Genomic DNA, 8,826 nt, shown 5'->3' on the forward strand with positions numbered 1-8,826 from the left:
GGCTCGGGGCGACAATTGGGCGGTGGCGCAGCCCCGTCACCGTCGGGGGGACTCGTCCAGCGTCGTCGACCGGTATCGGCCGGTTTCCATCAGCCGATGATGGCCGCGGACCGGCGGCCGCTCTTCGCAACGTGGACCTCGCGCAGCAGTGCGGCCGCGGCCGCACTTGTCGGATTGCCCGTCACGGTGACGGTCTCCCACGCCGGTACGTCCCCTGCAAGCCCGACAAAGTGCACTCGGGGGCGGCTTTCCCTCAGACGTCGTCCGACCGAACTGGCCGACACCGGGCAAGCCGCCCTGGCCCGGCACACCCGCACAGCACGGGCTGGTCTCCTCACACCGTGATGACGACCTTGCCGCATGCGTGGCCGGCCCTCAGGTACTCAATGGCCTTGGGAACCTCACTCAGCGAGTACGTCCTGTCGACGACCGGAGTCAGTTTGCCGGCCTCGATCAGTTTCCCCAGCAACTGGATGTCCTCCGCACGCTCCGTGGACACCAGCATCCGCAGATTCTGACTTACGAACGGTGACAGCAGCGCCGCCCGGAGCGCGCGGTCGATGCCATGCACCCACCGTCCTCCCGCTTCGGATCCGACGATGACGAGAGTTCCCCGAGGGCTGAGAGCACGCCGTAGGTGGGACAGCGAACGACCACCCGCGGTGTCGAGGATCAGGTCGTACTGGCGCCGACTGTCCGCGAAGTCCTCGCGTGTGTAGTCGATGACGTCGTCAGCACCGATCGAGCGGACCAGGTCCGTCTTCTTCGTGCTGCACACACCGGTGACATTCGCTCCGAACTCCTTGGCCAACTGCACCGCGAACGTCCCGACGCCTCCGCCCGCACCGATGACCAGCACCTTCTGTCCCGCCTGGATCTGTGCGCCGCCGCGAAGACCCTGGAGGGCGGCGAAAGCGGAGGTGGGGACTGCCGCCGCCTGCTCGAAGGTGACGTTCGCCGGCTTGGGCGCGAACTTGTCCTGGTGCGCGCAGGCGTACTCGGCGTAGGAGCCCGCACAGGTGCCGAACACCTCGTCGCCGGGCTGGAACCGGATCACGTTCCGGCCGACTGCCTCTACACGCCCTGCGACATCCAGACCGGGAACACGGGTTTTGGGTCTGCGCAGCCCGAATCCCACGATGCGAAGCAGGTACGGCAGGCCCGTGACGAGGTGCCAGACGCCCTGGTCGACGCCGGCGGCGTGAACGCGTACGAGCACGTCGTCATCGCCGACAACCGGCTTGTCGATCTCCTTGAGTTCCAGGCCATCGGGTGACCGGTACTTCTCTTGGACTATTGCCTTCATGGTGTCTTTCCTTCGCTGTCCGGGTACTGGAACACAGTGTCGAGCGGAACGCTGAACACCCTGGCGATCTGAAATGCCAATTCGAGTGAAGGTGAATACCTGCCCTGTTCGATGGCAATGACGGTCTGGCGTGACACACCGATGCGTTCGGCCAGATCCGCTTGAGTCATCTCTCCGTGCGTGAACCGGAGGGCTCGGATCGCGTTCGTGACCCTGGTGGGCTTCACCATGACTGAAAACCTCGGCGATACGCGACGATCTTGGCCGTGGAACCGAGCATCGCCGACAGTACGAACGCCAGGTAGACGGCATTGGCGATCCAGAAGTGATCCAGCTCGGCCATCGACATGCCGAGCGCTGCCACTCCCCCGATGACGACGAATGACTGGCCGATGTGTTCGCCGAACCGATTGATTTCCCTGTCGCGCTGGTCCTTCTTGTAGGCGTCCTTCGACCAGAACATCCCGATGAGCATATGGAGCACGATCGACGCTGCGATCGAGACGCCCAAGGCCCACAGCAGCGCCGCCACGTACGGCACGTCCACGAGGGGGGTGTCCCCCGCTCGCCCAAGAATGACGACGAGGTAGCCCGTATACGTACCGACCGCGAGCACCCCCATGACCCATGCGCTCTTCTCTTCGTATGGCATTCCATGAATGTAAAGCAACTCAGACACCGTGTCAAAGATTCTTCACATCACGTGCACGGTGGGGCCACCAAGGAGGCCGCCGCCTCCCGGACACCCGGGAGGCGGCGGCCCCTTTTCGTTTGTGGCCCGCTCGGCCGGCCGGCGTCAGAGCCGGAGCTGCCAGCTGACGGTGGACTTCAGCGTCGCGGCGATTCTCCGGTCTCGCACTGAGGGCGTACGGTCCTCGGCGGTGACCGACAAATTGTGCGTGCGCAGGTCGAGCAGCCACAGGGCAACGTCCGACACACGCACCTGAGTACGGCCCGCGAAGGGCTTCAACTCCCTGCCGTCCAGATACCAGCGGATCCTCAGCTGGCGCCCGTCCGCGCCCGTCAGCCGGGGTACGGCGGCCTTCGCGGTCTCTCCCAGCCGGAGGGTTCGACCGGTGGGGGTGACCGCGGTGACGACCCTCGCATGCCGGTAGAAGCCGGCGATCACCGCCTCGACACCGGGCAGGTTGAAGGGCTTGCCGAGGACACGCATCAGGGAGTTGTCGGTGGGCCGGTACAGCCCCGTGACGTAGTAGCCCCCGCCCTCGTACGTGCCGACCGTGCCGCCGTCGGGCGACTCCTCGCCGAGCCAGCGGTGCCACTTGGCGCGCTGCTCGGACATGTCCTCGGCTGCCAGTGTGGAGACATTGGAATCGGCGGGCTCGGGGCCCGTGTACTTCTCGTAGTCCGGGTAGCCGGGGTAGTAATACTCGTCGGCGAGCTTGCCCAGCGAGTGACCGGTCTCGTGGATTGCGACCTGGCCGGACTTCTCGTTGCCCGCCGAGGCGGTCGAGATGCCCTCGTAGCCGAGGGTCGCGCTCGGTTCGTTGTAGCCCGCGCCGCCGTACTTGGCACTGTTGGCGAGGACGAGCACCAAGTCGGCCTCCGGCGCCTTCGCCACGTACCCGTCGACCTTGTCCTGGTCGATGCACAGCAGCCGCTCGATGTCGTCGCACCAGAAGTACGAACCCAGGGCGGTGTCCCGGACGATGGCCGGCCCGGGGTCGCCCGAGACGCCGGACTCGTTCGACACGGCGTCCACGGCCCAGACGTTGAAGAGGCTCTGGTACGTCGTGTACGGCTCGACGGCCGCCAACTCGGCCCATTTCTCCTTGGCGTCGGTGTGGAACTGCGCCAGCTCGGCGGCGGTATAGCCGTCCCCTACGACGACGATGTCCAGCCGGTCGGCGGTGGAGCCGTTGTCTATCAGCTTGGTGACCTCACCGTCGGCGGCCTCCTCGGCCGCCGAGAGCCGGGAGGACGGCTGGTCCCGGCCCTCCTGCGGTACGCGCGTGTGGCCGGATCCGGCGGCTGTGCCGTGTTCCGGGCCGGGTATCTCGACCTCGACCCCGGCCCTGCCGGGCGTCACCGGATCCGCGGCCGCGCCGCCGGGTGCGGCGGCCAGTACGGCCGCGAGGGCAGCGGCCACGCCGACCGCCGCCATAACTCTGCGCCGTGCTGAACGCATGAAGTCCTCCCCCTGATACGGAAGTTAAGTGACTGAGTAAACGCGATGAACGAGTTGCTTAAACTAGGCGGAGGAACAGGACGTGCGCAATGCCTACTGCCCCTGAATACTGGGGAGTTCGAGAACCAGGGGGTTCCCATGGACGAACCGGCCGAGATCGGCCGCCGGGTGCATCAACTGCGCAACCAACGCGGTCTGACACAACGGCAGTTGGCAGAACCCTCGTACACGCCCGCGTACGTCTCGACACTGGAGTCCGGCAAGGTCCGGCCTTCCGAGACCGCGCTTCGTTTCCTCGCGGAGCGGCTCGGCACCTCGTTCGAGGAACTGGCCACCGGACGCCCCGCGCATCTGGCCACCGAGCTGCGGCTCGCCCTCACCGATGCCCAGCAGCAGCTCGCCACCGGCGCCGCCGACGAGGCCGCCGTCCGCTACCGCCGGCTCCTCACCGACGCGGAACACCTCGACCTCGCTCCCGAGCAGGCCGAGGCGCTGCTCGGACTCGGTGAATGCGCACTGGAGACAGGTGAACTCGCCAACGCGGGACGGCACTTCGAGGCGGCGGAGCGGCTCCTGGCCGGTGAACCGCTGCCACGCCGTGCCCGCGCGATCCGGGGCCGCGCCATCGCGCACCTCCTCGCCGGGGAGCTGCGCTACGCCTGCTATCTCCTTGAGTCCACCATCGACGAGCTCGGCGCGAGCGGCCTGGCCGACCCCGAGGCGCTGGTCCTGCTGTACGCCGCCGTCATCGGCCCGTACATCGACATGGGCGCCCACGCCCGCGCCGCGCACGCCGCCGAGCTCGCCCTGGCCCTGGCGCCGCAGGTCAACGATCCGGTGCTGGTGGCGGGCATGCACCGGCAGGTGGCCCGTACGTTCCTCGCCGAAGGACGCACGGCCGACGCCGACGCCTCGCTCGCCAAGGCCCAGGCGATCTACCGGCAGCTGAGGCTACGTACCGATCTCGCGCACTGCCACTGGATGCGCGGCTACGTCCAGGCACAGAACGGCGAACTCGCCCTCGCCGAACAGGAGTTGCGCACCGCCCGGGACATGCTGACCGCCAAGCGCGCCATTCTCTACACCGCCCAGGTGGAGGTGGAGCTGGCCGATGTACTGCGGCGGCTCGGGCGGCACGACGAGGCTGCCGGCCTGCTCTCGGCGCTACTGGAACTCGGCGACCGGCACGGCGCGGTGCACGCAGGCGGCGCGCACCGGCTGCTCGGGCTGATCGCCGAGGAGCGGGGCGAGGGCGAGGCCGCCGAGGAGCACTACGTCTTGGCGCTGGCGCTGCTGGAGCGCAGCGGAGCCAGCGGCGACCTCGCCGACCTGTGCCGTCTGCTGGGCGACCTGCTGCGCCGCAGCGGCCGCACCGAGGCCGCTCTGGACGCGTACCGCACGGGACTGGGCCACCGGGCAGCCCCGGGCACGACGACCCTGGGACCAGCCCCGGCGGCTCCGTCGTTCCCGCAGCGCTGAGGCGGTCCGGCCAATGGCCGGTGGGAGCACTACGGGACAGCCTCGGCGTCCCGAGCCGGCCCCGCATCGCGCAGGCGCCGGGCCCGTAACACCAGTTCCAGCTTGAAGCGCCGGTCCGGATCGTCCACCTCGTCGCCCAGCAGTTCGCGGATCTGGCGTAATCGGTAGCGCACGGTCTGGGGATGGACGCCGAGTCGTGCCGCGACCTCGGGGGCGCCGCCACGGGTCTCCAGCCAGGCGAGCAGCGTCTCGACGAGTCGTCGGCTGTGCGCGGGGGTGCACTGGTCGAGCGGCGCCAGGCAGCGACGGGCGAGGTCCTCGATCAGCTCCTCGGGCGGCAGCAGGACCAGCGCCTCGGTGTGCTCCGTGCAGCGCAGGACCTGGCCGGCCGGGAGCAGCCCGCGCTCCATCAGGCGTACGGCGGCGAAGGCCCAGTGCAGCGACTTGGCGGCCTCGGCGAGCAAAACCGGGGGTCCCATCGCGCCGGACCAGCCCGTCATCGCACGCTCCAGGAGTTCCGGCCGGCCGGCCGCGTCCGGCTCGGGGACGACCATGCGCGGCTGCTCGTACTCCATGTCCAGCAGCACGTCCTGACCCACTGCCGGGGCGACGGACTCCGGGGCCGGTCGCATCAGTACTCCGACGGCGACCTGTTCGGGCAGCGGCCAGCCGATACGCTCGGCATGCTCGGCAAGGGCATCGGTGGGATCCGTGCGGTGCTCGCTGAGCATCAGGCTGATCAACCGCCGCTGCAGTCGCAGCCGTTCGCCGGCCTGGCGGGCGGCGGCTTCGGCGTAGCCGCGTACGGACTGTGCGACGAGCCCTTCGAGATACTCGAAGCCCGACTCCACCAGCTCGTACATGGCCGGCGGCGGGATCTCGACCTGCTGCCCGATCTCGGAGAAGCGACGCCACGCGAGCCGAACGCCGAGCCGGTAGATGGCCTGGAGCGAGTCCAGGCTGCGGCCCTGCAGCACTTCGCCGCGGCCGAACTCCTGGAAGACCTCCAGCTGACGCCCGTGCGGCCGGTTCTCCTCCACCACGAGGTGGCCCACGAAGTCCTCCAGCGCCCCGCGGATGCCGATCAGGGCCATGGGCTCGCCCGAGTCGTCGACGGCGAGCGGCAGGCCGGGGTACTCCCTGCGGATCTCCTCCAGGATGGCCTGGGCGAGTGCGGGCACCTCGGCCATGGCCAGGGATGCGAACTTGCGTGCCCGCGGGCGGGGTACGTCCCGCCAGGCCGTGCGCACGGCCATGGGTTCCTCCCTCGCTGGTCAGGCTACGGCTGCGGGGACGCCGTCGGCCCGCCCGTCTCGAAGGAGACGAGAGGCACATTGGGCTGCTCGGGTGTGGCGTTCAGTGCGGCGACGATGCCGAAAGCGACCCCCACGGCGAGGGCGGCAGCGGCCATGGTGGTCAGCACGGCGGCGGTCAGTCTGTGCATGGTTCAGCGAGCCTCTCGGTCGGAAGGCACCCCGCCCCCACGGCACCGGCTCGGCGATTGCCCAGTCTGTGAGGGGCATTGACACTTCGTCAAGAGGGCGCCTACGGTCCCGGCCCGTACAGACGCGCACCATCCTGAATCCACCCTCTGTCCGGGAGTGCCCCCCATGCGTCGTACCGCTTCGCCATTGTCGCTGGTCCTGTTGGGTATCGGCGTCTTTCTGCTCGTACTGGCTCCGATGCTCGCCTGGTACGTCGAGCCACGCGCCAAACGCACCCCGACCGATGTCGATGTCACCACGGTCTTCACCGGCACCGGCGAATACTTCGACACCAAGAGCCTCAGACCCGTCCAGGAGAAACCAATCACCATCACCCGACGAGTGCTGGGCGATGTCGCCGCGAGCGAGCGCAGCGGGCGGGCGGTGTGGGACGTGTCCACGGCCATCGACACCCCCGACACGCTGGCCTTCCGCGACCCGCGCAGGTCCTACCAGTGGACGCTGGAGCGCTGGGTGACCGACCGCCGGACCAACGCTCCGGTGCACTGCTGCGGAGAGACGCCGGAGTACCAGGGCGAGGCCTACCTCAAGTTCCCCTTCGACGTGCAGAAACGGGGTTACGCCTGGTGGGACAGCACGCTGGGAGCCACCGTCCGGTTGGAGTTCAAGGGCACCAAGAAGGTCGCGGGCTACGAGGGTTACCGGTTCACCGGATCCGTGAAGGACACCCGGACGGGCACCCGGCAGGTACCGGGGCGGCTGGTCGGCGTGCCGAAGCAGAGCCAGGTGCATGCCGAGGAGTGGTACGCCAACGACGGCATCGAGCTCGTCGTCGACCGGCGGACCGGCCGCGTCATGAACGCGAGTATCGCTCCCCGCAAGACGCTGCGCGCGCCCGGTTCCGATGAGGCGAAGGTGGTCCTGCTGGACAGCGCGGGGCTGGAGTTCACCCCGGAGACCCAGCGCGAGCAGGTGGCTCTGGCGAAGGCGGACAGCGGCAGACTGCGGGCGCTGGGTGACACCGCGCCGATCGGCGCGGGAGCGGCCGGGCTCGTGCTGGCGGCTGCGGGTGTCGTACTCGTCGTGCGCGGAAGGGAACGCCCGAATCCCTAGAAATGCGCACAATGTGATGGAGCGTCAGCTCCAGGACAGGCCAAATTTGTCACCGCCGTGAGTAGCGGCGTCGAACAGCCGGGCGGACACTACCAACCCCACCCCGCCGTCAACCGCTCGCGCCACCAACATCCCCCACCGTCCCGCACCCGAGGCGAGTTGGAGCTCGAATGCCCCAGCACGTACCCCCCATGTTGCGCGCGCCAGTCCCCCACCATCCGCCGAAGTCCCCGCAGCACGGCCCTCCGTCCGGCCCTCCTCCGCATCCCCGCCGGATCGTCTTCCTCGCCCGCCGCGACCTCGGCAACCCGGCCGCCGGCGGCTCCGAACTGCTCATCGACCGTATCGCCGACGGGCTCACCGCTCACGGACACCAGGTCACGCTCCTGTGCGGCGGTCCCGCTGCCTTCCGCGACTACCGTGTGGTCTCGGCCGGCTCGGACGCCGGACACTTCCTGCGCGCCCGCCGCGCCTTCGAACGGCAGGTCGGTGACTGCGACCTGTTCGTCGAGGTGTGCAACGGCATGCCGTACCTCGCCCCGCTGTGGCACCGTGGACCGACGCTCTGCCTGGTCAACCATGTGCACACCGACATCTGGGGCGAGCGTTTCCCCGGCCCCGCCGCCAGGCTCGGCAAAAGGCTCGAGCGCTGGGCACTGACCCGCGCCCACAGCGGCAACCTGCTGGTCGCCGTCTCCCCTTCGACGGCGGACGCGCTCCACGGCCTCGGTGTCCCGCGCGAGCGGATCCGGCTCGTCCACAACGGTGTCGAGGAGCCGGGCCCGCTCGCCCCCACATCGGCAGAGCCGCTGTTTCTCGCCGTGGGACGCCTCGTCGAATACAAGCGGATAGAGCTGCTGCTGCGTCTGTGGGAGAGGGTCAGACCGGTCACCGGAGGCCGGCTGGTCATCGTGGGTGACGGGCCGGAACGGGCCAGGCTGGAAGCCCTCGCCGGGCCCGGCGTGACCTTCACCGGCCGGGTCTCGGAGGCCGAGAAGCACCGGCTGCTGTGCGCGGCCTGGGTGTTGCTGCACCCCTCGCTCGTCGAGGGCTGGGGGCTGGTGGTGACCGAGGCGGCGGCCCGGTCCACGCCTGCCATCGGCTTCGACGTGCCCGGACTCAGAGACTCGATCGAGGACGGCGTCACCGGCCTCCTCGCCCGCGGCGAGAGCTCGTTCGCTGCGGCCTGGTGCACGCTGGCGCTCAGCCCCGAGCGGCGTGAGGCGCTCGGCCGGGCGGCCGGGCAGCGGGCCGCGGACTTCCACTGGGGCGCCACGGTCCGGCAGTTCCGGGCGGCGGCCGCGGAGGCCGCCATGCAGCGGAGGTGATGCGGC

9 protein-coding genes are annotated in these 8,826 nt (G+C 69.4%); 3 read left to right on the forward strand and 6 right to left on the reverse strand.

Translation table 11 applies throughout. The features are described from left to right. Positions 1-334 precede the first annotated feature (334 nt). The 4 genes from QFZ67_RS03805 to QFZ67_RS03820 form a co-directional block, all read right to left on the reverse strand. A complete protein-coding gene (locus tag QFZ67_RS03805) occupies positions 335-1,306 on the reverse strand; it encodes an NAD(P)-dependent alcohol dehydrogenase (RefSeq protein WP_307659655.1) in 972 nt (323 codons plus the stop codon). Continuing rightward, positions 1,303-1,536 carry a helix-turn-helix transcriptional regulator gene (locus QFZ67_RS03810; protein WP_307659656.1) on the reverse strand — a complete coding sequence of 78 codons (234 nt, stop codon included), beginning with the start codon at positions 1,534-1,536 and terminating at the stop codon, positions 1,303-1,305. The genes QFZ67_RS03805 and QFZ67_RS03810 overlap by 4 nt, the downstream gene beginning before the upstream one ends. Further along, the gene (locus QFZ67_RS03815; protein WP_307659657.1) at positions 1,530-1,958 is read right to left on the reverse strand and encodes a hypothetical protein; all 429 of its coding nucleotides are present in this window, start codon (positions 1,956-1,958) and stop codon (positions 1,530-1,532) included. The genes QFZ67_RS03810 and QFZ67_RS03815 overlap by 7 nt, the downstream gene beginning before the upstream one ends. 144 nt (positions 1,959-2,102) lie before the next feature. Further along, positions 2,103-3,455 (reverse strand): M64 family metallopeptidase, encoded by a 1,353-nt coding sequence (locus tag QFZ67_RS03820; protein WP_307659658.1) that lies wholly within the window; start codon positions 3,453-3,455, stop codon positions 2,103-2,105. A gap of 138 nt (positions 3,456-3,593) precedes the next feature. Between QFZ67_RS03820 and QFZ67_RS03825 the strand changes: the two genes are divergently transcribed. Then, positions 3,594-4,934, forward strand: a complete 1,341-nt coding sequence (locus QFZ67_RS03825; RefSeq protein WP_307659659.1) for a helix-turn-helix domain-containing protein — start codon at positions 3,594-3,596, stop codon at positions 4,932-4,934. Positions 4,935-4,963: 29 nt separating this feature from the next. Here QFZ67_RS03825 and QFZ67_RS03830 read toward each other — a convergent pair whose 3' ends face one another. Together QFZ67_RS03830 and QFZ67_RS03835 are read right to left on the reverse strand one after the other, a co-directional pair. Then, on the reverse strand, positions 4,964-6,190 hold the full coding sequence (locus tag QFZ67_RS03830; protein WP_307659660.1) for a helix-turn-helix domain-containing protein: 1,227 nt from the start codon (positions 6,188-6,190) through the stop codon (positions 4,964-4,966). A 23-nt stretch (positions 6,191-6,213) separates the two neighbouring features. Then, on the reverse strand, positions 6,214-6,378 hold the full coding sequence (locus QFZ67_RS03835) for a hypothetical protein (RefSeq protein ID WP_307659661.1): 165 nt from the start codon (positions 6,376-6,378) through the stop codon (positions 6,214-6,216). A 166-nt stretch (positions 6,379-6,544) separates the two neighbouring features. Here QFZ67_RS03835 and QFZ67_RS03840 point away from each other — a divergent pair, with 166 nt between their 5' ends. Together QFZ67_RS03840 and QFZ67_RS03845 are read left to right on the forward strand one after the other, a co-directional pair. Next, complete coding sequence (locus tag QFZ67_RS03840) at positions 6,545-7,492, forward strand: DUF3068 domain-containing protein (RefSeq protein ID WP_307659662.1); 948 nt, start codon at positions 6,545-6,547, stop codon at positions 7,490-7,492. A 170-nt stretch (positions 7,493-7,662) separates the two neighbouring features. Beyond that, positions 7,663-8,820 (forward strand): glycosyltransferase family 4 protein, encoded by a 1,158-nt coding sequence (locus QFZ67_RS03845; protein ID WP_307659663.1) that lies wholly within the window; start codon positions 7,663-7,665, stop codon positions 8,818-8,820. Positions 8,821-8,826 lie beyond the last annotated feature (6 nt).

It is taken from the genome of Streptomyces sp. V1I1, assembly GCF_030817355.1.
Taxonomy (GTDB): domain Bacteria; phylum Actinomycetota; class Actinomycetes; order Streptomycetales; family Streptomycetaceae; genus Streptomyces.

Bases quoted from the DNA above. Each gene is read 5' to 3' on its own strand.
- QFZ67_RS03810 (WP_307659656.1), bottom strand. From the start codon at position 1,536: ATGGTGAAGCCCACCAGGGTCACGAACGCGATCCGAGCCCTCCGGTTC.
- QFZ67_RS03830 (WP_307659660.1), bottom strand. From the start codon at position 6,190: ATGGCCGTGCGCACGGCCTGGCGGGACGTACCCCGCCCGCGGGCACGC.
- QFZ67_RS03825 (WP_307659659.1), top strand. From the start codon at position 3,594: ATGGACGAACCGGCCGAGATCGGCCGCCGGGTGCATCAACTGCGCAAC.
- QFZ67_RS03805 (WP_307659655.1), bottom strand. From the start codon at position 1,306: ATGAAGGCAATAGTCCAAGAGAAGTACCGGTCACCCGATGGCCTGGAA.
- QFZ67_RS03820 (WP_307659658.1), bottom strand. From the start codon at position 3,455: ATGCGTTCAGCACGGCGCAGAGTTATGGCGGCGGTCGGCGTGGCCGCT.
- QFZ67_RS03840 (WP_307659662.1), top strand. From the start codon at position 6,545: ATGCGTCGTACCGCTTCGCCATTGTCGCTGGTCCTGTTGGGTATCGGC.
- QFZ67_RS03845 (WP_307659663.1), top strand. From the start codon at position 7,663: ATGCCCCAGCACGTACCCCCCATGTTGCGCGCGCCAGTCCCCCACCAT.
- QFZ67_RS03835 (WP_307659661.1), bottom strand. From the start codon at position 6,378: ATGCACAGACTGACCGCCGCCGTGCTGACCACCATGGCCGCTGCCGCC.
- QFZ67_RS03815 (WP_307659657.1), bottom strand. From the start codon at position 1,958: ATGCCATACGAAGAGAAGAGCGCATGGGTCATGGGGGTGCTCGCGGTC.